This window comes from Granulicella cerasi (genome assembly GCF_025685575.1).
GTDB lineage: Bacteria > Acidobacteriota > Terriglobia > Terriglobales > Acidobacteriaceae > Granulicella > Granulicella cerasi.
Genome location: NZ_JAGSYD010000003.1, coordinates 446,904 through 472,308 on the forward strand (window position 1 = coordinate 446,904; position 25,405 = coordinate 472,308).

General features: G+C 62.4%; 14 protein-coding genes. 4 read left to right on the forward strand and 10 right to left on the reverse strand.

The annotated features are described in order from the left end of the window. Positions 1-42: 42 nt before the first annotated feature. Together OHL11_RS11480 and OHL11_RS11485 are read left to right on the forward strand one after the other, a co-directional pair. Positions 43-2,538 (forward strand): glycoside hydrolase family 31 protein, encoded by a 2,496-nt coding sequence (locus OHL11_RS11480; protein ID WP_263371643.1) that lies wholly within the window; start codon positions 43-45, stop codon positions 2,536-2,538. Positions 2,539-2,659: 121 nt separating this feature from the next. After that, positions 2,660-4,087, forward strand: a complete 1,428-nt coding sequence (locus OHL11_RS11485) for a sugar MFS transporter (protein ID WP_263371644.1) — start codon at positions 2,660-2,662, stop codon at positions 4,085-4,087. A 58-nt stretch (positions 4,088-4,145) separates the two neighbouring features. Here the strand turns inward: OHL11_RS11485 and OHL11_RS11490 are convergent, their stop codons facing one another. The 3 genes from OHL11_RS11490 to OHL11_RS11500 all read right to left on the reverse strand — a co-directional run bounded on the left by OHL11_RS11490 (position 4,146) and on the right by OHL11_RS11500 (position 7,989). Beyond that, entirely contained in the window at positions 4,146-7,031 is a 2,886-nt protein-coding gene (locus tag OHL11_RS11490) for an IPT/TIG domain-containing protein (RefSeq protein WP_263371645.1), read from the reverse strand. Then, positions 7,021-7,674: a hypothetical protein gene (locus OHL11_RS11495; RefSeq protein ID WP_263371646.1), complete on the reverse strand. Its 654-nt coding sequence runs from the start codon at positions 7,672-7,674 to the stop codon at positions 7,021-7,023. Before OHL11_RS11495 ends, OHL11_RS11490 begins: the two co-directional genes overlap by 11 nt. A 111-nt stretch (positions 7,675-7,785) precedes the next feature. Continuing rightward, entirely contained in the window at positions 7,786-7,989 is a 204-nt protein-coding gene (locus OHL11_RS11500) for an allantoinase (protein WP_263371647.1), read from the reverse strand. A 74-nt stretch (positions 7,990-8,063) separates the two neighbouring features. Between OHL11_RS11500 and trxB the strand changes: the two genes are divergently transcribed. Beyond that, positions 8,064-9,014, forward strand: coding sequence for a thioredoxin-disulfide reductase (gene trxB / locus OHL11_RS11505; protein ID WP_263371648.1), 951 nt, complete (start codon positions 8,064-8,066; stop codon positions 9,012-9,014). A gap of 69 nt (positions 9,015-9,083) precedes the next feature. Here the strand turns inward: trxB and OHL11_RS11510 are convergent, their stop codons facing one another. Continuing rightward, the gene (locus OHL11_RS11510; protein WP_263371649.1) at positions 9,084-13,256 is read right to left on the reverse strand and encodes a DUF3857 domain-containing protein; all 4,173 of its coding nucleotides are present in this window, start codon (positions 13,254-13,256) and stop codon (positions 9,084-9,086) included. 136 nt (positions 13,257-13,392) lie between these two features. Here OHL11_RS11510 and msrA point away from each other — a divergent pair, with 136 nt between their 5' ends. Beyond that, complete coding sequence (gene msrA, locus OHL11_RS11515; protein ID WP_263371650.1) at positions 13,393-14,064, forward strand: peptide-methionine (S)-S-oxide reductase MsrA; 672 nt, start codon at positions 13,393-13,395, stop codon at positions 14,062-14,064. Here the strand turns inward: msrA and OHL11_RS11520 are convergent, their stop codons facing one another. From OHL11_RS11520 to mrdA, 6 genes are all read right to left on the reverse strand, one after another. Next, on the reverse strand, positions 14,065-15,009 hold the full coding sequence (locus OHL11_RS11520; protein ID WP_263371651.1) for an EamA family transporter: 945 nt from the start codon (positions 15,007-15,009) through the stop codon (positions 14,065-14,067). Continuing rightward, positions 15,002-16,474 carry a SulP family inorganic anion transporter gene (locus OHL11_RS11525; protein WP_263371652.1) on the reverse strand — a complete coding sequence of 491 codons (1,473 nt, stop codon included), beginning with the start codon at positions 16,472-16,474 and terminating at the stop codon, positions 15,002-15,004. Before OHL11_RS11525 ends, OHL11_RS11520 begins: the two co-directional genes overlap by 8 nt. Positions 16,475-16,768: 294 nt before the next feature. Next, positions 16,769-17,848 carry an aromatic ring-hydroxylating oxygenase subunit alpha gene (locus tag OHL11_RS11530; RefSeq protein WP_263371653.1) on the reverse strand — a complete coding sequence of 360 codons (1,080 nt, stop codon included), beginning with the start codon at positions 17,846-17,848 and terminating at the stop codon, positions 16,769-16,771. Positions 17,849-17,974: 126 nt separating this feature from the next. Next, on the reverse strand, positions 17,975-21,484 hold the full coding sequence (locus tag OHL11_RS11535; RefSeq protein ID WP_263371654.1) for an Rne/Rng family ribonuclease: 3,510 nt from the start codon (positions 21,482-21,484) through the stop codon (positions 17,975-17,977). 806 nt (positions 21,485-22,290) lie between these two features. Beyond that, a complete protein-coding gene (rodA, locus tag OHL11_RS11540; protein WP_263371655.1) occupies positions 22,291-23,400 on the reverse strand; it encodes a rod shape-determining protein RodA in 1,110 nt (369 codons plus the stop codon). A gap of 3 nt (positions 23,401-23,403) precedes the next feature. Further along, a complete protein-coding gene (gene mrdA / locus OHL11_RS11545; RefSeq protein ID WP_263371656.1) occupies positions 23,404-25,353 on the reverse strand; it encodes a penicillin-binding protein 2 in 1,950 nt (649 codons plus the stop codon). Positions 25,354-25,405: the final 52 nt, after the last annotated feature.

Genomic DNA, 25,405 nt, shown 5'->3' on the forward strand with positions numbered 1-25,405 from the left:
GCATTGCGATGATGCTGCAGCTTTAGGCCTCTTGGAGTGGTTATGCGATATTTTGGTGCACTTTCTCTCGCCCTCGCTTCGGGCGCCTTCTCGGTCGCCCTGCTGGGCGCTCCGCTGGTCGCGCAGACTGCGCCCGCTTCTTCGGCTCACACCGCCTCCGGTTTGGAGGTGTCCGGTCCGCAATTGACGCTCCGCGTAGACGCACTGCGCGACGATGTGGTGCGCGTGAGGATGTTCCCGAACGGCCATCCGGCGGAGGATGCATCCTGGGCGGTGCTGCCCACGGCACGCACAGCACGGGTGAAGGTCACCGCGACCCCGGAAGGCTTCCAGACGAGTAAGCTGCGTGTTTCTCTCGGCGCGGACCAGAAACTGACCGTCAGTGACCTTGCCGGGAACGTGCTGCAGCAGGACGTTCTGCCGGTGCAGTGGACCGAGGACGGCTTCCGCGTCTTCAAGCAGAAGACGGAGGACGATCACTTCTTCGGACTCGGCGACAAGATGGGGCCGCTCGACCGTGCGGGTGAAGCGTTCACCATGTGGAACACCGACATGTTCGGTTTCCAGGAGTCGACCGACCCGATCTACAAGTCGGTTCCCTTCTTCCTGGAGATGCACGGCGGTCGCACCATTGGCGTGCTCTTCGACAACACCTTCCGCACGTTCTTCGACTTTGGCCGCGAGCGCAATGACCGGTACGTCTTCTCCGCGCCGAAGGGCCCGCTGGACTACTACGTGATGTACGGCCCGGAGCCGAAGCAGGTGGTCGAAGACTATGCGTGGCTGACCGGCCCGACGCCGCTTCCGCCGCTCTGGTCGCTGGGCTTCCAGCAGTCGCGCTACTCGTACTATCCGCAGTCGATGGTGGAAGACGTGGCCGCGCATCTGCGCCGGGACAAGATTCCCACCGACGTGCTCTGGCTCGACATCGACTTCCAATACAAGAACCGTCCGTTCACGGTCGACACGACGCAGTTTCCGGACATGAAGGGCCTGCTGACCGGACTTGAGAAGAACGGCTTCAAGACGATCCTGATCACCGATCTACACATTGCGCACGTCACCGACGGCAGCTATGCGCCGTACACGACCGGCCACGCGGCGGACGCGTTCGTGAAGGAGAAGGGTGCGGAGTATGTCGGCCCCGTCTGGCCCGGCCCGGCGGTCTTCCCGGACTTCACGCAGGCTGCCTCGCGTAAGTGGTGGGGCACGAACTTCAAGGAATTCCTCGACGACGGCGCGGCTGGGTTCTGGAACGATATGAACGAGCCGGCGGTCTTCCGCTATCCGTCGAAGACGATGCCCGATGATGTGGAGCACCGCATCGGCGGCAACGAAGCGCAGGGATTTTCGACGCGCACGGCGATGCATCCGGAGATCCACAACGTCTACGGCATGGAGAACTCGCGCGCAACGATGGAAGGCCTGCTGACGCTGCGCCCCAACCTCCGCACCTTCGTGATGACGCGCGCGTCTTATGCGGGCGGCCAGCGTTATGCGGTGACCTGGACCGGCGACAACTCCTCGACGTGGAACCACCTGCGCGAGACGACGCCGCAGTTGCTGAACCTGGGGCTTTCGGGCTTTGCGATGAGCGGTGCGGACGTCGGCGGCTTTGCCGGCTCGCCCTCGGCGGACCTGCTGACCAAGTGGCTGATGGTGGCGGCGTTCCAGCCGATTGACCGCGACCACTCGGCGAAGGGCACGAACCTGCACGAACCGTGGGTGGACGGCCCCGAGCACGAGGCGATCCGCAAGCGTTACATCGAAGAGCGCTACAAGCTGATGCCGTACCTCTACACGACTGCGGAGGAGATGTCGCGCACCGGCCTGCCGATCACGCGTCCGCTCTTCCTCGAGTTTCCGCACGCGACCACGGACAACCATCCGCTGGATAACGACGGCCCGGGCGAGTTCATGTTCGGACCGAAGGTGCTGGTGGCGTTCAGCCCGTCGCCGGAAGAGGTCGCGCCCTACGTTGTGCACCTGCCCTCGGGCCTCTGGTACGACTACTGGACCGGCAAGAGCATCGACCGTCGTGGACCGATGGGCGCGGCGGACCATGAGATTCGCGATGCGAAGAGCGAGCTGCCGCCGATCCTCGCCCAGCCGAAGCTCGATGAACTGCCGGTTTATGTGAAGGGCGGATCGATTGTTCCGATGGCTCCTCTGGTGCAGTCCACCAGCGAAAAGCCGAACGGCCCGCTGACGCTGCGCATCTTCCCGCCGGCCCCCGGCGAGGCGTGCGATGGCGACGTCTACACGGACGACGGCCTCACCTTCAACTTCCGCAAGGGCGAGTTCTTCCGCCAGCACTTCACTTGCTCGGTGACGCCAGAGGGCGCGCTGACGGTGTCTTTGCAGGAAGCCGAGGGCCGCTACAAGCCGTGGTGGACCGAGCTTCGCCTCGAGGTTGTCGGCTCCAAGGCGGCAGCGGCAACCGAGGGCAGCAAGTCGCTCGCGCTTGAAAGCACGTCCCTGGGCAAGGCCGTGAGCCTCAAGGCCACGAACAAGCTCCGAACCGTTGTACTGCGCTAGCCTCCAGCGGCCGCGAGAGTCTTCGCGGCCGTCTTCTTTTGTCAAGAGATACACGTACCATGTACCCTCATAGGCGTAGAACCAACGCAGTGTTCAAGGCAGTTTGAAGGAGTCTCTCCCCTTGGCAGTTCCTCTCCGCAATCCCAGCGCGCCCGGCTACGGCGAAGATTACAACTCACGGACAGATTTTCGTGCCATGAGCATGGCGACCACGCTCATGTTTATGGTGGGCTTTCTCACCTGTCTGAATGACGTCATCATCCCGCATCTGAAGTCGATCTTCGAACTCAGCTATACGGAAGCGATGCTCGTACAGTTCGCGTTCTTTACCTCGTACTTCGTCTTCAGCTACCCCGGTGGCATGCTGGTGGACAAGTATGGGTACAAGAAGACGATGGTCGCGGGCCTGCTCGTGATGGCTGCAGGTGCAGCGGGCTTCGTGCCTGCTTCGTACTTCGCGGTGTACATCATCTTCCTCGGCGCACTCATCATTCTCGCCGCCGGTATGACGATCGTGCAGGTTTCAGTGAATCCCTACGTCACTGTCATCGGCCCGGCGAACACCGCATCGAGCCGCCTCGTGCTCGCGCAGGCGTTCAACTCGGTCGGCACCTTCATCGCTCCGATCATCGGCGCACGCTTCATTCTGCGCGGCATCGGCCAGATGGAGCCGAACAAGCTTCACTCGCTGAGCGCGGCTGCGCTGCAGAGCTATCGCGAAGTGCAGGCTTCGTCTGTGCGTATGCCTTATATCGGCATGGCGGCGGTGCTTGTGCTGCTGGCTGCGGCCCTTGCGGCGATCAAGCTGAAGACCACTACAGGCGTTTCGCAGCATACCCAGGACTTCCGTCCGGGTGCGTTTGCGGAAGCTCTCGACACGTCGCAAAGCATCTGGTCGAAGCCGTGGTTGATCGGCGGCGCGCTTGGCATCTTCACCTACGTGGGTGCAGAGGTTTCGATCGGCTCCCTGCTCGTGAACTACATGGGCGAGAAGAGTATTGCGAACCTTCCTGAGAACCAGGCGGCGCAGTACCTGATGGTGTATTGGGGCGGCGCGATGCTCGGTCGTTTCGTAGGCTCGGCGCTGCTGCAGAAGATCAAGACCGGCCTGCTGCTCGGCATTGTGGCGATCGTCGCTCTTGGACTCGTCATCACCAGCATGAACTCGCACTCGTTCACGGGCGTCTACGGCACAACGAAGATCTTCGGCTATGTCGGCGGTCTCGCGGAGACGCTGGTTCCGCATTCGCTCGCGATGTGGGCCCTGCTGGCTGTCGGCTTCTGCAACTCGGTCATGTTCCCGTCGATCTTCACGATGGGCATTCAGGACCTTGGTTCGCTGACGAGCAAGGGTTCGAGCCTGATGATCGCCGCGATCGTCGGCGGTGCCATCATCCCGCTCGCTGTCGGCAAGCTGGCCGACCTACATGGACCGCAGCACGCACTCATCCTGCCGATCCTCTGCTACATCTACATCGGGTTCTATGGCCTGGCGAACCTTCGCCGTCCGCCGGCACACGATGGCCTGGTGGCGCTGTCGCAGGAGTAACGCGGACCGCAACACAACCAGCGGCGCAGAGAGCTTTCTCTGCGCCGCTTCTCTTTGCCTAAGGTGACTTCACCAATGAGAGCGAGACGAAGCCGTTCGTTCCACTGCTGACGGCGATGTTCGTCGTGGCGGCCGTGTTCGCGATCGCAAGAGGGATGAGAACCGACTGGCCGTTGCTGTCCGTTACGGCACTCGTCTGCGTGCTGGCAAGTATCGGCGCGGCCGCGCAGCGTCCCTGCGATGGGCAAGGCCCTGCCCAGGCCGTGACCGTCTGTGCGATCGCGATCGGTGCGCCTGCTAAGGGGTGTCCTGAACGATCGACCACACTGAGTGTCACGGGCGCGAAAGCCGCGCTCGTCGCCATGTTCTGCCCTGCTCCGCTGACGATCACCGGTGTCCATTGGCTTGCGTCTACGGCGGTGAGCGTCCAGACCGCGCAGGTACTCGTCCACGCGCAGCCGACGACCTGGGCCGTACCTGCGGCGAGTCCATTCGTGCCCACGCTGAGGTTCGCAGCGCCGCTGTTGCTGGTTATCGAGGCCGACGCGCTCAGCAGCAGGCCGGCGGTCGCGCTCCATTGAACAGAGACTCCCGTTGCGGCGACGCTATCCTGCACCGCATTCAGCGCGATCGGCAGCGTAACGCTCGCGCCCGCAGCGATCCACGCGCTCTGCGGAGTCAGCACAACAGCGCGCACCGGGTCGAGGTCTGTGAGCGTGACCTGCACGCTCGCGCCGCCGGAGAGCTCCGTCGCCGTGAGCGTCACCGCTCCCGCAGCAGTGCCTGCCACGGCGCTCTGCACCACGCCGGTGCTGTCTGAGGTCAAGCTGCAGGCGCTTGCCGCACCGCAGGCCACCAAGGAGGCTCCGCCGGCGGTCACAGCGAGCCTGACGTTCGCGCCTGCGATCGCTGTGACGCCATCTGCGGCGACCACGCGCAGCGCGAATGGCGTGGACGCGGTGATGCCCGTCTCCAGCGATGCGGGTGCGGAGATCTTCAATAGACCGAAGCTCCCCACGCCCGCATACACCAGCGCGCCTGCGATCGCCGTCGTCGCTCCGGTGGTGAGGTCCGCGACCGCAACCTCCACCGGAATCGCAGCGGTCGCCTTCGCCGCGCTGAGGCTCGGAGCGGTCGCGACGATCGTGTTCGCGCTCCAGCTTGTCACCTTTGCCACCACGCCGTTCACCGTGACACGGTTGCCACTGGAGAAGCCCGTGCCGGTGATCGTGATCTGCCCGCCGCTTGCGCTTACGGACGCGGGTGTCACGGCGTCGGCGTACATCAAGCGCGCTTTGTACAGATAATCCGGTCGACCGTCGCCGTAGTAATCCGCAAGCGTCAATCGATAGACGCCGTCGCTTGCTGTGGCTGATACCTTCATCTGCGTCAGCCCGGCGATCGCGCCGTTTTGCGGGACAGGCGCGGTGGCGACGGTGGGTAGCGTGCCGGTTGCATCGCTGCTACGCCATGCGCCCAGCACGATCTGCGCCTTCGCCGCAGAGACAGCGCCCGTCTGGTCTAGCGCGAGCGATTCGTAGGTCCAGCTGTGGCCGCCACGAATCGTCGGCGTGAGCTTCCATGCCGGATAATTCGCTCCGCACAACACATCGCTCCACCAACCTGTGGCGTCGAGCAGCGGTGGTGCGTTCTCCGCGCCATTCGTCGAGGAGTAGCAGGTGGGCAAGCTGTCGAAGAGCTGCAGACCATATTGCTGGTACGGCGCAGAAGTGATCGACCAGTTGTTGATCAACGCGTTGCCCGGCGTCGCAGGAGGACGCTGCATATCGCCGAGAGCGTAGCTGCCGGTGTAGAGAGGATTGACCGCCTCCGTGCGGAGGTTGTTGCCGGACATCGACGCAAGCCCCGGAATGCGGTACAGCGTGAAGAACCCTTGCATGCCAGCATCGCTCGCGCCGGCCAGCAGCGCGGGGCTGGGCGCGCCGGTTACGGGATTGCCCTGGTTCTGCTGGAAGCGAAAGCCCGTGATGCTGGAGACGCTCACGTAGTCTGCGATCGCGGCTCCGACGATCGGTTGCATCGCGAGGTTCACGGCCTCGGCTCCGGTGCCGCCGGAGTCGTGGCCATAGAGCGAGCCGGTAATCTGCACGGCATCGTTCATGCTCGCCAACTTGCCGAGCAACGCATTCGTCGACGCCACGGGATACAACATGCTCAAGGTGCTGAGATCGTCTGCGCGCAGCGTGAACGGGTTCTGCATGCACAGATAGGTATAGGTGCCGCAGAGAACATCGATGGGGTGCATGACCGGCCAGTGCGCCATCTGCGTTGCGGTTGGCGCAGGTGAACCGGTGAAGACATTGTCGTTCGCCTGCGACCAGCCAAGCCCCAGCACACGACCAAAGGCGCGCATCGCCATGTACTGCATCTGCTTCAGCGAGTCTGTGGAAGCGTTGAAGCAGTTGCCGTTGATGAGCATCATCGCGTGCGTGATGTTGCCCGCTGCGCTGAAGCCATCGACGCTTTCGACAACGCCGTTCTGCCGACAGCTGGATGCCACGCTGGCGCCTGCGCCCAGCAGCAGGTTGATCAGCGAGCCGTCCGCGTCGTAGACCACGGCGATGGGCTTAGCCGCAAAGTTCGTCGGCTGCAGGTCCGCAGGAAACACCACGCTCGTGCCGTCGAAGTAAGTGTTCGCACTGCTGACATCTTCGTTCAGCACGCCGCCCTGCGCGAGAGTGAGACTCGCGACAGGAACGTTCCATGTGGCTGCGGCCGCAGCGATGACCGCGTCCGCCTGCGCATGAGTGATCACGCTGTTGAGGTTGCCGGGGTCTGTGAAGTACGCGATGTTCGTGACGCCGAAGGCCATCGGCACTCCCGGCGTCGCGTAGTTCGTCCCCGTCACGAAGCGCGGGTTGCCGGCGCGGGCCTGCAGGGAGACGAGCATGAGCAGCAGCGCCGCGAGGTATTTATTGCGCATCTGCGACTCCTCGCAACGCACGCGGACTGATTGGGATCAACGGCGCGCCTTCGGGCAGATCGAAGAGTACCGGACGCCGCACAATCGGGACTGGAAGCTTGTGCGGCTCCTGCCAGTGAGGGTCGCGGGAACCGCGTACGACCGCGGTAACTTCGTCGAGGGATGCGTACTCGCCCAGCGTGGCGAGAGCAGTGCCTTCCGCTCGCTGCACGCGCGTGGCGAGCCTGCGGACGTCGAGCAGCGGAGCAGAGCTATCAGCCTGCAGGAGCACCGGCACAACGCCTTCGGCTCCATCCACCGGCGTGGAGAGCCCCGCCTCGCTGGGCGCAGCGGCGAAGACCATTGCGCGATCGCCAACGTGATAGCGCTGCATCCCGGGCGGCCAAAGCCCGGCCCACTCGCGCAGTATGTAGCCATCGCCAGAGGACACACCGGTAACGGTGGTGTCCACGCGGAACGCGACCTCCACCACGCCACTTTTGCGCGTGATGGAGATAACCTGACCGACGAAGACGAGTTGCGCGCGGTTCGCGAGGCTGCGCAACGCACCGCCCACGCTGGTGTCCGCGCCTGTATCGGCGCTCTGGCTTGCAAGCTGCGCTCGCAGGGGCAGCGTGAGCAGGCAGCACAGTGCGAGGAGCACGCGCGGCATTCTTCGGTGAAGCATCAGGACACCTCCACCACCTTCTTCGTCGGAAGAACGAGAAGGCTGGTGGAGTGTCGCAGTGCGGCACAGGAGTGGCCGCGCGGGTTACTACGAAATCTGCGGGTAGAACTCGAAGAACGCTTCGGTGCTGTGGCGCAGTTGCGCTTCGATCTGCTCGCGCGTGCCGGAAAGCACGTGCATTGTGACGCGCTCGCTGTTGCCGTTCTTCAGCGCCACCTGCGCCGCTTCCACTGCCTCAACTTCATCTGCGGGCAGCAGCTTCATGCCGTAAATCAAAACCAAGTCAGCCATACGTCGATGCTACGCCTCCGCTCCCGCATTCCGCCGCTCTGAACCCTTTTGCGGGCAGCTACAATCAAAGAGTTATGTCAGAAATCGTTCGCGACACCGTCATCCTTGGTTCTGGCTGCTCCGGCCTCACGGCAGCCATCTACGCCGCCCGCGCTAACCTCAAGCCGCTCGTTCTCGAAGGCCATGAGCCTGGCGGGCAGCTCTCGATCACCACGCTCGTGGAAAACTTCCCCGGCTGGCCCGAGGGCGTGCAAGGCCCGGAACTGATTGAAAACATGAAGAAGCAGGCGACGCGCTTTGGCGCCGAGCTGAAGATGGCGCACCTCACGAGCGCCAACCTGCTCACCTCGCCGTTCGAGTTGCAGGTCGGCAAGGACATCATCAAGACGCGCACGCTGATCATCGCGTCCGGTGCGTCGGCGCGCTGGCTCGGTCTGCCGAGCGAGAAGGCGCTTGTCGGCTTCGGCGTCTCCTCCTGCGCGACCTGCGACGGCTTCTTCGCTTCGGGCAAGGAGATCGCTGTGATCGGCGGCGGTGACTCGGCGATGGAAGAGGCTCTCTTCCTCACGCGTTTCGCCAGCAAGGTCACGCTGATCAACCGCTCGGAGAACTTCAAGGCTTCGCGCATCATGCTTGAGCGCGCTATCGCTCATCCGCAGATCGAGTTCCTTCACAACACCGTCGTGGAAGAGTGCCTCGGTGTGGAAGAGAAGGACCTGAAGGGCCTGAAGCTGCACAACACCAAGACGGACGAGCGCTGGACGCTGCCCGTGCAGTTCATGTTCCTCGGCATCGGTCACGAGCCGAATGCAACGATGTTTTCCGGCCAGATCGACCTCGACGCCGACGGCTATGTGAAGACCGAGCACAACGTCTTCACCACGCGCCAGGGCGTACAGCTTCATGGCGTGTACGCTTGCGGCGACGTGCAGGACCGTCGTTATCGCCAGGCGATCACCGCTGCAGGCACCGGTTGCATGGCTGCGCTCGAAGTCGAAAAGTACCTCGAAGAACTCGGCCGCTAACCGGCGAAGACAAACACGAGGGGCGCACGATGCAGATCGTGCGCCCCTCGTGTTTTTGTGTCGCTTGGCTTAGGACTTCGCGTTCTCCAACGCGGCGATGCGCGCCTGCGCAAGTCGATAACCTGCGGTCGGGCTCATGTAGGTGGAGAGCGAGAACTGGTTCGGCACCACGTGGTGATACGCTCCCAGCGCCGCCTCTCGCTCGCCGTACTGCTCGTAGATGAGCCCCAACGCCAGCCAGACTTCGGAGTTTGGGGTCGTCTGATTCACGGCGGCCATTGCCTTCGCGACGTTATCACGAGCTTCAGCCACGCGTCCCTGCATGGCATAGACACATGCCAACGTATGAAGCTCCGGGAAAGCGGGAGCCTTGGTCAGTTGCACGGCCTGCTGCGCAGCCTTCAAGTCCGCAGCAGTGACGTTCCCCGAGACGACTCCAAGCCATGCCAGGCCGTTCCAGTCGCGGGCCTCTGCCTTGTCGCTGGCTGTGATCTGCTGCATCACCTTGCACGCATCTGCCCAACGCTTTTGATGTTCGAGCGCAAAGGAAAGCTCGCGCAGCAAGACAATATTGTCGGGCTTCTTCTCCAGCCTCGCGCGCAGCAATTTCTCCAACTCAGCGCCTTCGTTCTGGAGCAGGTACGACCGGCAGTACAGACGCAGTGCGGTGTCGGAGTCCGGCTCCGCCGCCAGCAGACGCTCCGCAGCCGGACGCAACACCGCAGCATCTTCCGCTCCAGAAGCCGCCTCCGCCAGAAGCAGGTCGAGGTCCTCCTGACGCGCTCCAGTCGCCTTCTCGCGTGCAGCGGAGACTTCTGCAAGATAGGGCTTGGCGTCGACCGAGCTTGCGATCAGCGAGATCGCAGCCAGTCGCATCGATGCGGTCGAGTTCGCGCCTTCCTTCGTGCTTCCAACGGTCCAGAAACGAGGCAGCAGCGAGCCGCTCAGCACATCGTCGCCACCACCGCGATGCGTCAGATCACGCAGCCAGTCAAGCATCGCGATGGCGCCCTTCGTATCGCCGTGCTCGATCCTTTTCATCACCGCGTTACCGCAGAAGACTTTGTCCTTGTCCTCGCACACCACACGATATGCGTAGCCTTCGTGCGCGACGAACATGTGCGAAGGCTCAGAGCCGCTGATCTGCACGATCACCTTCCAGCCCGTCGCGTCATCGCCCGTAGATTTGAAGGTCACATTGTTTTCGATCAGATCGGCCATCACGCCGGGGGCCATCGAAGACTGGCGCGCAAAGATGCGGATCATGTCCGCGCTGTACATGGACTTGTCGACGTCGAGCGAAAACTCACGATCCGAAACGTATCCGTCACGACTGGTCAACTGCTCCACGTCGGAGCGATTCGCGTTGCCGCGGAACATCAGCGTCATCAACCGCGCCACGGGATAAGCCGGCTCGGACGGCTTCAACGGCTCCGCATCGACGTGCTTGACGTGACGATAGAGCTCGACCTGCCGCCCCAGCGTCGCTGCGTTTGCATCGCCTTCAATCCCTGCGTTGAGGACCTCGGCGGCCTCCGCGTAGTGGGTCGTCTGCGTGAGCAGTGAGCTCGCCGAGCGCAAACTCTGTAGTCGCTCGCGCGTGCCATCGTTCGCACGAGCAGTAGACTCAAGCCCCGCACGCACACCCTTCTCTGAAACCGCAGATGCGATGGCCAGCGAACGGCGCGTGGCATTCGATGGCAGCTTCGCCAACTCTGCGTTCAACTCCTGGAAGCGGCCCGCGAAGTACAACGCGTACAGCATGTTGTCGATCGTCGAGGCGGCAGCTTTCTCTTTGTCTTTATCGATGGTGGCGCGATAGGTTGTCACTGCGCTCGCGAGGTCTGCATCCTTCGCATAGCGGATACCACGAGCGTTGAACTCGTACAGCACAGCGAGATCGAACCGGAAATCATCATTCTCAGGATCGAGTTCAACAGCTTTCTTCATGGCCTGCAGCGCTGCGGGCCGATCAAAGCTGCCGCCGAAGCGCACGCCCATGCTGTCGCGCTCAAGCGCATAGGCCAACACCACTTGGCAGATCGCTTCATTCGGCGCAAGCTCGACAGCCTTGCGTGCCTGTGCCTGGCTCTCTTCGACCAGGCCCAACTCCATGAGCGTGTTCGCCAAACGCGCGTGAGCCAGAGCTTCCGCGGGATGTTCTGTGAGCATCTTGCGCTGCGCTGCGAGCTCGGCTTTCACATCGCCTGCGGCCTTTGCACGCTCGCCCGGAGCATCGAAAAAGAGCGCGATGTAGTCACGCTTCTCCAGCTCAAGCACAGCAGAACGCATGGCCAGAGCTTCCTCGGTCGTCAGTGTTCCGGGGCCGCTGTCGAAGCGAAGTACCGCGTCGATCACATTCGGCTGCGGGCTCTTGTACTCTTCTGTCAGCGTGGCTTTGCCGAGCTGCGTGGTCTTGTTCGGCAGCAAGGTACGTGCGACAAATCCTTCAGGCGCAACTACGTGAACGCGGCGCTCATCGCGGAACGGCATGAAGGAGTAAGTCTTCAAGCGGCTCGCGGTCGCCAGCGTGTAGTCCTTCTTTGCTTCCGCACTCGCGTCGGGGCTCAGCTTTTCGGGCTTAGTGCGGAACCAGCGCGGTAGACGTTGTGTAGCGTAGTTCGCATAGGCCACCGCACCGGAGTCGGTCAGCCCGCTGAGTCCGCGAGACGCCTTCTCCATGTCGAGCGTCAGGGCGAATGGCTGCTGCATATTCATAGCATCGCCGTGCGAAACGCGCTTAAGCTTCTTCGCGAGATACGTATTGTTGGCGTAACGCTCCAATTGCGTATGCAACTCGCCCACGTCCTCACCGGCATAGTCGGAGCGGTACTGTGCATCAATGAAGCCGGTGGTCTGCGAGACCTCCATCACGTGCGATGGACCGTACTGCGGCAGCTCGAAATCGCGCGACTCCACCAGCACGGAGTCCGCGGGGACAGCCACAGGAATCAGCGTCAAAGCCTTCGTATCCGGCGCAATGATCAACGCTTTGCGACCGTGATCGGACCACGGCAGGTTCCCTAACGCGTTGTACTCGGCGGTGGCATCGATCCAGAACGCGGGCTCCTTGCCCGCCGCAGGCACGTACACGATCGCGTGATCGAACTGGGTCAGCCCGGGCTGGTCCTCCTGCACATCCTCGCCACCTTCTACACTCAGCAACGCCAGGTGAGCAGGCACGCCTACAGCGCGCAGCATCGCAACGAGCATGGTGGACTTATCTTTGCAGTCACCGTAGTGACGCTTCAAGGTCTCCGCAGGGCGCTGTGGCGTCAGCTTCGCGCTACCAAACTCCACGCCGGTGTAGCGCACTGACTTATGCAATGCAGCCAGCACGGCGGCGATCTTCGCCGTGCGCTCGGTGGGCAGCGATGCCGGCAGAGCCGACTTCACGTCCTCAAGCACGATCTGCGGCTCGGACAGCGCAGCGTATCCCACGGCCATCGCTTCCCACGAGGCTCCAGTCGAGAAGAAGATGTGCGGACGCACCGACTCATTCGAGTTGAGGTTGATGTCACTGTTGAAGGTCGCCGCCAGCGCGGTCGCCTCATACGTCATGCGATGAATGCCGGCAACGTCTTCGCTCGCCGCACTCACTTTCACATCCGCAGGCAGCTTCACCTGGATGTGCTTGCCGACGGGCGCTTCCACGATCAAACGCGAAGTGGCCACGGGAATTCCCAAGCGGACGGAAAACTGATAATTCCCGCCGGGAGCGAAGTACGGGACCTTCTCTTCTGAGGTCTCGACCTCTTCAACGATCGTGCCCACGCTGATCGCAGGCAGCGGTGCGCGACGAACATGCTCGGAGGAGAAGGTTTCGCTGTCGTCAGCTTTGACCGGCGCGTCGGTGATCGTCTTTTGATCGAGCTCGATAAACCTGCCGTCCGGGGTGAGCACGCGAGCGCGCAACTGCGAAGGCTTCTCGAACCACGGGTCCCACTCCTGCGAAATCTCAGACCAGCCCTTCACCGCCTCCTGGGCGTCGATGCGGAAGACCCTGCGGTGCTCAGTCACACGTGTGCCATCTGCGGCGAAGCGATATCTCGATTCTTCCAACAGGATCTGTGCGTCCCAGTCTGGCGTTACGGCAGCGGCAGCAGAAGCCGCGCGCAACTCCGCCACGGTCGCACTGAAAACGGGGCCGCCCAGCTTGGCGGACGGAGTGCTTTGCGCCTGCAGAACAAGGCAAGAGGAAGACAGCAGCGCAACCGCTGCAACCGGATAGAAACGCAACATCGGAGACCTTCAAAAAATGGAGTGTGCCACCAACATATCAAGCCTTGGCTGCCTATGCGGTGCGCGCACAAACATCTTTTCGTCGCAAACCCCCATCCTGAGCAAGCTGCGGTGCGTCTTATCCATAGAGGTTTTTATGCGCCCATTTCTCGCCGCCGTGTTCTCTGCCGCTCTTGCTTTCTCGACCGTCGCCTGCAACGCACAAATCACGCACGCGCCGCTTCCTGCTGCGAAGCTCGATGACTCGCTCGCAGCCAAGCCGGGTCGCGCTACTGCTGTCTTTGCAGGCGGATGCTTCTGGGGAACGCAGGCCGTCTTCGAGCATGTGAAGGGCGTGATCAAAGTGACGGCCGGATACGCAGGTGGATCGGCTTCGACCGCGACCTACTCGCAGGTGACCACCGAGACGACGAACCACGCGGAGTCGGTCGAGATAGTCTACGATCCGTCAAAGCTCACCTTCGGCCAACTGCTGCGCGTCTTCTTCACCGTGCATGATCCGACGACGCTGAACCGTCAGGGCAACGATGTGGGCACCAGCTATCGCTCGGCGGTCTTCTACACCTCGCCCGAGCAGTTCAAGTTGGCGAAGGCGTACATCGAACAGCTGGCAGCGGCGAAGTCATGGCCGAGCAAGATCGTCACCGAAGTCACTCCGCTCAAGGGTTTCTATGCGGGTGAAGATTATCACCAGGACTACGCGCTGAAGAACCCGAACAATCCTTATATCCTCGTCTGCGATCGCCCGAAGATTGCGACACTCAAGGCGGACTATCCGGAGCTCTATGTCGCGTACAAGGGTGAGTAGCTAGGCTTCCGCTTCTGCGGCGATCGCGGGCGGCTTCGAGGCCTTCGCAGTGGTGACGAGAATCACGCTGCCAAGCACGAAGACGCCGCCGATCAGCGTGCGGATGCTCCATGGCTCGCCGCCGACGAAGTGACCGAGTATGACGGCAACCATGGGGTTCACGTAGGCATAGGTCCCGACCTTCGTCGGGCTTTCACGCGCGAGGAGCCACACGTACGCGGTGAAGCCCGCGATGGATCCCGCGAAGACAAGATACGCCCACCACCACAGCACATTTGCGGGCAGTGCGAAGAGTGAGAAACCGCGCAGGTTTCCCAGCGCGGCGGCGATCAACAATTGAACACTCCCCCCCACAAGCATCTGCGCGCCGCTGCTCACGCCTTTCGATGCGGGTAGCGTGACCTTGCGCGAGACGATGCTGCCCAAAGCGAAACATAGCGCAGAGCCGAGCAGAGCGCAGGCGCCGATGAAGGTGATCGGCGCTTCACCCGGTGCTCCCAAGCGCAGCGAGAGTACGGCGACACCGGTGAGTCCTAGCAGCAGCGCGGTCAGGAGTTTCGCGGTCAAACGTCGTGTCTGCAGGATGAAGACTTCGCCCATCGCGATGAAGAGCGCGATGGTGGAGATGACGACGCTCGCCAGCCCTGAAGGTACGCGCGCCTCTGCCCAGAAGAGCAAGCCGTAGTTGCCGACGAAGATGATGAGCGCCACGATCGTGATGCCCTGCCATTCCTTCGCGGTCGGCCACTTGGCACCGCGCAGCATCTGCCACGCGAAGAGCAGGACACCTGCGGCGAAGAAGCGCATCGCCGCGAAGAGGATCGGCGGTACAGCGAGCACGCCCACGCGGATTGCGTAGAACGTCGAACCCCAGATGAAGTAGATTGCCGCAAACGCCAGCAGCGTCCTCCAAAGCGGTGCGTGCTCGTGTTGCGCGTTAGACATATTGCGATCCTACCTGCAGGCCTTTGCGACGCACGATACGATCGCAGTGCTCGCTCAGGCCGACGAGCTCGAAGCTCTTCCCTTCGGCACGATACTTCCTGGCGACACCGTCGATCGCTTCCAAAGCAGACGCATCCATCACGCGCGCATTTTCGAAGACGAGCACCACGCGCTGCGGATCAGTCTTCGGCGCAAACATGCGCGTGAACTGCGTGGCCGACGCGAAGAACAAGGTGCCGTCGAGATAATAAACCTTGCGATCTTCGTTCTCTTCTGTCGTGATCTCGAGGTCCTTCGCGTGGTCCCACGCGAAGACCAGTGCCGAGATGACGATGCCGGCCACCACTGCAACAGCGAGGTTCGTGAGCACCGTGACGAGCGTGACGACGATCATCACAAGCGTGTCATGCCCCGGCACCTTGCGCAGAGTGGTGAGGCTCTTCCAGTTGAACGTCTCGAAGCTCACCACAAACATCACGCCGACGAGCGCCGCGAGTGGAATGCGCTCGATCCAATGCGAGCCCCACAGGATGAACGACAGCAGGAAGAGGCCCGCCGCGATGCCCGACCAGCGCTTACGTCCACCCGCGTTGAGGTTGATGATGCTCTGCCCGATCATGGCGCAACCGCCCATGCCACCGAAGAGCGCACCGACGGCGTTGCCGAATCCCTGCGACATCGACTCACGATTTGGTCGGCCTCCGGTCTCGGTGATCTCGTCGATGAGGTTCAACGTGAGCAGTGTTTCTACGAGGCCGATCGTTGCGAGCACGAGCGCATACGGCAGACAGATCTTCAACGTCGCGAAGGTATACGGCACCGCCGGGATGTGAAAGCTCGGCAAGGAGCCGTGGATGGAGGCGAGGTCGCCGACCGTGCGTGTGTGAACGTGTAGCGCGAAGGCCACAGCCGTTGCAGCGAGAATGCCCGCAAGCGCTGAGGGGATCGCCTTCGTCAGCTTCGGCAGCAACACCGTCACGAGCGCGGTGACGGCGATCAAGCCAAGCATCGTCAGCAGCGGCGCGGTCGGTAGCCAATGGCCGCCTTCATGCAGATGCTGCAACTGCGCCGAGCCGATGATGATGGCGAGACCGTTGACGAAGCCGAGCATCACCGAGTGCGGAACCATGCGAATGAGTTTGCCAAGGCGAAACCATGCGAAGGCCATCTGGAGGATGCCTGTGAGGACGATCGTGGCGAAGAGATACTCGACGCCGTGCTGCATGACGAGTCCTGCGCTTACGACCGCCATCGAGCCTGCTGCGCCGGAGATCATACCGGGGCGTCCACCGAGGATGGCCGCGGCGAGGCAGATGATGAATGCGGCGTAGAGACCTGTTAGCGGGTTCACATGCGCGACCAGTGCAAAGCCCACGACCTCCGGCACCAGCGATAGCGCGGAGGTGAGGCCGGCCAACACTTCGCGCTGCACCACACCCCAACTCACCGAGTTGTTTTCAGACACTTGGTTTGTGTTCCTCTCTTCGTCTGTGGGTAGGCGTTGGCGCGCTGGCCCTGTGGGTTCCATCAGCGTGCATGCGGCTACCGCGTGTGATCAGATCAGGAACGGCTGCAATCGCCGTCCCCCGCTGCGGCTTCTTAGGCCGCCATCTTTTTGCGGGCGAACGCCTCTGCGTGCTGCGGCGCAACATGCGCGCATCTTCAACGCAGACGAGACTCGCCTGAATGTCGTTACTTTGATTGTCGCCGATCTTTCGGAGCAGACGCAAAAAACGCGGCCCTTGCGAGCCGCGTTTCTCTATGCCGTAAAGCTGCGTCCTAGCCCCATCGCCGCAAGCCCCTTGCGGTAGGCGAGCGAACTGCGGTCCGCCGGGAAGTGTGCCTCGGCATGCAGGTCGAGCGGCAGGTCCTCGGGATACTGCTGCTCGACGATCTCCTGGTCTTCCGCGAAGACCTGATGATTGAAGTCGAGCGTTGCCTGCAACGGTGAGTCCTTGTCAAAGTTGCGGCAGATCGGCACGAAGAGACGCGTCTTGCGCGCTGATACCGGCGAAGCGAGATTCAGGATGTGCAACTGTCCGTTGGGGAAGAAGACCGTGAGCTTCGCCGCGAAGGGCAAGTACGTTTCAAAGCGGCGATGCCAGAGGAAGCCCGGCGGACCGAGGTGCTTGTATCCATGAGCGTAGTTACTGACCGTGCTGATGTAGTCGGCGATAAAGCCGTCGGGCTTCGTCGTCACGTTGTACTCGGGCACGAAGGCGTTGTCCTCTTCGCCAAAGGACTCCTTGTGGATGAACGAGAAGTGGGCGACGTCGAGGAAGCCTTCGATCTGTCGGCCGGATGCGGCGGCGATGTCGACGGCGTCCGGCAGCACCTGGATGTAATCGGGATCGTTCCACTCATCGAGCACGGGCAGCTTCGCCGTCGCATCTTCGACGAGCTGCACCCAGATGAGACCATAGGCTTCCTGTGCGCCCAGCATGTGCAGACGCAGACGCGGTGAGATCGCTCCGCCAGGATGCGCGGGGATGCACACGCACTGCCCCGCATCGTTGTATCGAAGACCGTGATACGCGCAGATGATCTCGTCGCCTTCCACCGAGCCCATACTCATGGGCGCGCCGCGATGAAAGCAGATGTCTTTCGCCGCACGCACGCTGCCGTCGGAGATGCGATACACCACGACGCGTTCGTCGAGCAGACAAGCAGCGAAGGGCTTGTCCATTACCTCGGAGGCGAAGGCTACCGGATACCAATGCGTCGCCAGCGCGCGCCAGTCGGATTCAGCAAAAGTGCAGTTGCGAGGCAGCGCCAACGCCGCGCGAGACGCAGCATCGACCACGCTTGAAGCGGGAATAAATGCAGTGGAGGTAGCCATGTACCATCTTCGCGCGAATCAGGCGGCGCTACAAATCGATTCGTATAAATTCGATATCAGCATTTTTGATAGAAAAAAGCGGCGACCCATGGGCCGCCGCTTCTCTGTTGCTGATGACGTTGCAGTTTAGTGGATGTCGAACTGCTCGGGGTGCAGGCTGGGATCGCTCTTGACGATGATCGTCTTGCCGCTGATCTCTTCCATCTCCTGCAACCACTTGCCGCTGTTCAGCTTGAGCTGCTTGGTGACTTCGGGGTTCACGCGGAGCATCACGTCGCCCTTGTCGAGATGCTTGTGCATCTTGCGCAGCTCGATGTAGATCTCGTTGCAGACCGTCACCGGCGACTTCACCATGCCCGTACCAGCGCAGATGTTGCAGGTAGTGGAGAGCGTGCGCTCGAGCGACTGCTTGACGCGCTTACGCGTGATCGCGACGAGGCCGAAGTCGTTGAACTGCAGCACCTTCGACGGTGCGCGGTCCTTCTTCAACTCCTCTTCGAGAGCGGCGAGCACCTTGTGGCGGTTCTTGCGCTCGTCCATGTCGATGAAGTCGATGACGATGATGCCGCCGAGATCGCGGAGGCGAATCTGGCGAACGATCTCGGGGATCGCGTCGAGGTTCGTCTTCACGATGGTGTCTTCAAGGCGAGCAGTCTTGCCGACGTACTTGCCGGTGTTGATGTCGATCGCGACGAGCGCTTCGGTCTGGTTGATCACGATGGAGCCACCGGACTTCAGCCACACCTTCGAACGCAGCGCCTTGTTGATCTCTTCGGTGATGCCGAACTGTTCAAACAGCGGCGTCTCCTTGGAGTACAGCTTGACGCGGCGGATGAGGCTCGGCTGGAAGCGCTGCAGGAAGCGCAGGACGCGCTCGTACTCGGCTTCCGTGTCGACCCAGATCGCCGAGAAGTTGTCGGTGACCTGGTCACGCAGCACGCGCTCCACGAGGTTGAGATCGTGGTAGATCAGCGCAGGCGACTTCGACGACTCCGAGCGCGACTTGATGTCGGCCCAGAGGTTCAGCAGGAAGCGGAGATCGCTGCGGAGCTCTTCTTCGCTCGCGCCAGCAGCAGCCGTGCGGACGATGAATCCACCGGAGGCTTCGCCGCGCTCGCTGATGAGAATTTCCTTGAGGCGGCGGCGTTCACCGTCCGACTCGATCTTGCGCGAGACGCCGACGTGGGAGACGGTCGGCATAAAGACGAGGAAGCGGCCCGGCAGCGCGATGTGCGAGGTGATGCGCGCGCCCTTCTTCGCGATGGGCTCCTTCGCAATCTGTACGAGGACTTCCTGGCCGGGCTTCAGCAGATCGCTGATCGCCGGCATGTCGGTGAGCTGTGCGGAGGAACGCGACATGCGTCCGCCACGCGAGTTTGCCATGCCGCGACGATCGCGACGACCACCGCTGCGCTCGCGGTCTTCCCCGTCACGCTCTTCGCTCTTGCGCTCGCGACGCGGCTGCTCTTCTTCTGTAGCCTGCGGCTCAGCAGCTTCGGCTGCAACCGGCGTGCGCTCGCGATCACGATTGCGTCCACCGCGGCGGCCACGGCCACCACGACGACCGCGCTCGCGACGCTCGCTGCCTTCAGCAGAGGACGCTTCGCCTTCGCGCGGCTCTTCGTCGAGCCCTTCACCATCGGCGAAGGCTACCTCTTCGGTTTCGCCTTCATCGTTGGCGTATTCGCCATCGGAAACGAGTTCGTCTTCTTCGAGATCATCGTCTTCGAAGTCAATCTCTTCATCGTCGGTGCTCTCGAGAGCGATCGCGTCGAGCGACATGTCGTCGAGGATCGCGCCGAACTCCGGAACGTCGTGAATGACTTCTTCTTCGGTGTCGTCATCGAAGGCACTGGCGTGAAGGGCAACGGAGTCGTCTTCGTCGTCGAGAAGCTCTTCCTCAAGCTGGCCTTCGCCCGGGGCAAACGCCTGCGGCGCCGCCATCGGCGTGCCTTCGCTTTCGTCGAGGTGCGTGCCCTGCACCGCGCGCTCGTGCTCGATCGGCGCAGCGTCGTCGAGCAACTCTTCTTCGACGATCTGCTCGGAGATCATTTCGCCGGTCGCCTGCACCGAGGTGAATTCGTGTTCCGCAGCGATGCGGTCGCCCTCAGCCTCTTCGGCGAGGAACTTGTCGCCAGCAGCGTCATCCACATCGGGCGCGTTCTGGCGGAACTCGCGCGTGTCGCCGGTGTCGATGCGGAACGATGCCGAAGCATTCTCTTCCGGCTCGTACTCGCTGACGGTCTCGTGGAACTCTTCGACAGCCTCTGCGACTTCGGCAGGCTCTTCGGCTGCGGGTGCGGCTTCGGTCGTCGTCTCGTAAGCGGGATCAACTTCATCCAGCTGCTCGGCGGCTTCGAGGCGCTGCGCGATGAACTCCGCGTGCGCGTTGTCCTGCTCGTGCTCCATGCGCTCTTCGGTCTCGGCGACTTCATACGCGGGCGCGTCGTCGGAGAGCGGGAGCACGGTCGGCTCGATCTCATGCTGCGAGGTCACCGCCGGCTGAACAGCCTCGGCGGGATCGATGTTGCGGTCGCGGCGGCCACGGCGTGCATCGCGATCGCGACGGCGGTCGTTGCCTGCCTCATCACCACGCTCAGCGCGCGCGTAGCGGCGAATGTCTTCTTCAGTGGCGTCGTCGGACTTGCTGGGAGCAGCACTCGGAGCGCCGGTGCGCGTACGCAGCGTTTCGCCCGGCAGTACAGCGCCGCCATCCCATCCTGAAACCACAAACTCCGGTGCAGGCTTGGGCGCTTCAGCCTTCGCGGCCTCCGCTTCCACTTCGCCCTCTGCTTTGGGGCGATACTTGGAGAGCGACTCACCCGGCAGGATGAACGGCTCGGCCGATGCGCTCAGATCGAAGCCCTGATCTTCTGCACCGTACTCTCGGCGCGGCTTCGACGGACGCTCGCCGCGGTCGCGGTTGGTGCGGCCACGACGGCGGCTCTCGCGCTCCTTGCGGATCTCACGCTCTTCCTCGGTCTCCGGCTCTTCGCTGGCGAAGGCTTCCGGCTCAGCGGTCGCAGAGGTTTCGTCCTCGTCCCAACCGCCTTCGACCACTACCTGCGGCTCTGTCGACGTGGACTCCTGCTGCTCCGCCGGACGCTCGCCGTTGCGACCACCACGACGGCGACCACGACGACCGCGCCAACGGCGGCTGCCGTCTGCGCCGGGTGCGCCTTCGCCTACATCTTCACCCTCGCTCGAACGCTCGGGAGCGGATTCCTCGCCGAGTTCGATGGGCTGATACTCGGCCTCGTCCGTGTTTTCGGTGCTGGCCGGTTTGGGTCCGCGATCACGATCGCGTCCACCGCGACGGCCACGGTCGTTGCGGTCACGACGTCCACCGCCATTGCCGCCGTTGTTCGACGAGCGATCGCCGCCTTCGAAGTCGGCAGAGTCGCCGGCTTCTTCCATGAAGTCTGTGATGTAGAGGAAGGCATCGCGCTCAAGGCCGATGTCGACAAAGCTCGACTGCATGCCCGGAAGCACGCGCGTGACTTTGCCGTTGTAGATGGAGCCAGCGAGCGTGTACTCGTTCTCGCGCTCGTAATAGATTTCGTTGAGTTCGTTGTTCTCAACAATCGCCAGCCGCGTCTCTTGCGGCGTGCTGGAGATATAAATTTCCTTCGACATATTGTCGTCCCGCTTTCTGCTCGTGGGTCACACGAGCGCCGGGAACAGACAGTCCGAAAGAACCCGCAGCCTAAGCCGCGAGAACCACCTCGGCGGATGCGGACAGGATTTGATGTGCGGAGTGAACGGGGTGTGTGCTCGACAGCAGAAGCCAGCCCGCCCCCGGTACGGAACCGGAGAGCAGACCTTCGAGTTGTGCCTTGATGTTCGTGTGGAAACCGCGTGCGCTGTTGCGCGAAATGCAGGAAACGGAGTTTGTGACCAACACTGCCTCAACGAGAGGCGGGGCCGTTAGCGGTCCGTTTCCTTGCATTCTCAAAACCTGTCCGGCCCGCAAAAAGTGAAATCGGGTGCCTGGCCGGCCTTCTATTCCAAAACTTTGTGTCTCGGCCTCGGCGGGAAATCGTCGTCCGCGCGAAACCGGCTTCTATCGGTCGCCGTCCGGGCCCAGGGCCGGGAGAGCTTCTGTGAATAGTATGCAACAGATTTCCGCGGGTGGGGAGAATTCATTCCGGTCGAGGCGGCGGCACAACGCCGGAGATTCCTCGGTTGGGAAAAAGCTTATGTAATGCAGCAAATATCACAGCAGGCGTGCCGATCAGAAAGATCGGTAGCGAGACGGCACCAACCGCGAACACCCCAAGGCCGATCTGGCCGTCATGGGGATATTTGTGCGCCCAATAGGTTCCGCTAAGCTGCATGGCTAGCCGTGTGAGCAGGAATCCGCTGGGAAACCCGAGTACGCACGCCAACAGGGCACGCCAACCACCTGGCCGCATCGTTATGCCTCCGCGTAGAGACCCAGCCTAATTCACAAAACGCCGCATCCGCACATTCATCACAATCCCCAGCGCGAGGAACGTGAAGATAATCGACGAGCCGCCATAGCTCATCAGCGGTAGCGGGATGCCCGTCACCGGCATAAGGCCGATGCACATGCCGATATTGATGCCGATCTGGAAGAGCATAATGCCCACCAACCCCATGATCAGCAGCGTCCCGGGCGGGTCGCTGGCCGTCTGCGCGTTCTGGATCAGCCGCACCAGGATGAGGAAGTAGAGCACCAGCACCAGCGTCGCGCCCACAAAGCCATGCTCTTCGCAGAAGGCCGCGAAGATGAAGTCCGTATACGGAATCGGCAGGAAGTCGCCCTGCGTCTGCGAGCCCTGGTTGGCGCCCTTGCCCCACACGCCGCCAGAACCAACCGCGATCAGCGACTGCTTGATCTGGTAGCCCGAACCCTTGGGATCGGAGTCCGGGTTGATGAACGCGTCGATGCGCTTCTGCTGATACGGTTTGAGGCGCTTGCCCGCCGCGAAGCCGATGCCCCCCAGCACCAGCAATCCCAGCAGAATGATGCCCGCCTGCCGCGCTCTCATGCCGCCGAGGAACATGCCTACGACCAGCACGGGGAAGTACGTCAGGCCCGTGCCGAGATCCGGCTGCTTGAGCACCAGCGCCATCGGCACCAGTACCAGCGCGCAGGCTTTGCCGACGTCCTTCCAGCTCAGCTCTTTGCCCTCACCGGCTCGCCCCCATAAGAAGCGGGCCATCGCGATGATGAGCACCAGCTTTACCCACTCCGACGGCTGGAAATGCACGCCGCCGCCGAAGTTGATCCATCGCCGTGCGCCAAGCACCTTTTGCCCGATGTGCGGGATGAGCACGGCGACGAGTGAGACGATGCTGACGCCGTAGGCGATGTACGCAATGTCGAGCAGGCGGTGGTAATCCACCATGGACGCGACGAACATGAGCGCGATGCCGACCAGCAGGAAGAGGATCTGCTTGGTGTGGAAGCCGTGAAATTTGGTCATCGCCGTGGCCGAGCGGATCTCAAGCACGCTGATGAGGCTGAGCGTCAGCACAAAACCGAGCAGCGTCCAGTCGAAGTCGCGGTAGCGTATACGGGCCATGGATTACTCGTTGTCCTTCTTCGCAGGCGAATGCGCGGCATCGGGATCGGCCGGCGTGGTCGTCGCGGAGTTCGCGTCTGCGGCGGGAGCAGCATCGCCGAGCCCGACCTGCGGCTTCACGGCGGCAACCTTTACGAGATTGCCCGCCTTCTCGCGCTGCTTGTTCACGAACGCGGTGATGACCTGCGCGGCGAGCTTCGCCGAGTTGTTGCCCCAGTAACCATGCTCCCACAGCACAGCGACGACGATGTCCGGGTTGCGGCGGGGCGTCATGCCGACGAACCATGCATTCGGAATCGTATTGCGATTGTGGTCGCCCTTCTTGCGGCCACTCACAACGTCGGCGGTACCGGTCTTGCCGACGAAGTCGACGCCTTCGAGATGCGCTTCTGCGGCAGTGCCGATCGGTCCGGTGACGCCGGCCATGTCGTCGGTGATGATCTGCCAGTTCTCGGGCGTCAGCGGAATCGTCTTCTCGCCCGAGCCGGGGAAGGTCTGCTTCACCGCCGAAAGTTCGTCCGCCGAAAGCTCCTTGTCCATAACGAGATGCGGCCGGCGCAGCACACCGCCCGACGCAATGCCCGACAGCGCGCGCGCCATCTGCAGCGGCGTCGCCTGGATAGCACCCTGGCCGATGCCGACCGAGATCGTCTCGCCCGCGTACCACTTGTCGTGCATCACCTTCATCTTCCACTGCTCGCTGGGCATGGTGCCTGCGGCTTCTTCCGGAAGATCGACGCCGGTCTTCACGCCCACGCCGACAGAGTTCGCATAGCGCGCCATGGTGTCGATGCCGAGCCGGTTCGCCAGCGTGTAGTAATACGTGTCGCAGGAGTACGGCAGAGCGTTGTGGATGTCCACGAAACCGTGATGGCGATCGCAACCGAAGAAGTGTCCGTAGAAGGTGGCCCCACCGTTGCAGCTCACCGTCAGGTTCTGCGCGACGTTCTCCTGCAGGCCGGCCATCGTCATGATGACCTTGAAGGTCGAGCCCGGCGCAACCTGCGCCTGGATCGCCTTATTTAGCAGCGGATGGTCGGGGTTATCGAGAATCGACTGCCAGTACGCCTTCGACAAACGTACAGCGAACTGGTTCGGATCGAAGGTCGGACGCGAGGCCATCGCGAGAATCTCGCCGGTGTGCGGGTCCATCGCCACGATCGCGCCGGTCTTGCCTTCGAGCGCGCGCTCGGCGGCCTTCTGCAGGTCGAGATCGATGGTGAGGTAGAGGTCGCGGCCCGGCTTGGCAAGCTCCTGCCCCATCAGACCGACTTCCTTGCCGTGCGAGTTCACGATGACGTCGCGCGAGCCGTCCTGTCCGCGCAGCTCTTCGTCGTAGCTCTCCTCGATACCGCTCTTCCCCACCACGTCACCGGGTGAGTAGAAGGCGTAACGCGTCTGCTTCAAATCGTTCTCGCTGACTTCGCCGACGTAGCCGATCACGTGCGCCATGAAGCCATCGCGCGGGTACAGACGCCGCTGTTCATCGAGGGTCTGCAACTCGGGAAGCTCTGTGCGATGCGCTTCAATAAACGCCTGCTCGTCGGGCGTGATGTCCTGCTTCAGCGGAAGCGGCTGATACTTCGGCGCGTAGGCGTAACGCTTGAGGATCGCCTGAATCTGGTCGACCGTCATGTGCAGGCCTTCGGCGATGCGTGGCATGTCGGCGTCGAGGTTCTTCGTCTGCTCGCGCAGCAGGTAGCAGCTTACCGAAGGGTAGTTGTCGACGATGATGCGGCCTTCGCGGTCGAAGATCTTGCCGCGCGGTGCGAGCACCGGCACCTTGCGCACGCGGTTCTGCTCGGCGAGTACGCGATAGCTGTCGGCGCCGAGCACGGAGAGCCGCCACATGCCCGCGACCAGCGCCAGCAGAACAGCCGCGACGACGTACTGTGCTATCGCCAGCTTCTGCGGCGGCAGCTTTTCTTCGCGGCGAAAATTCTCGAGTTCCATGGCAGGCAGCGCGGCAGGGCCGCAGGGTTCTTCTTCGATTGTAGCGAGGAGT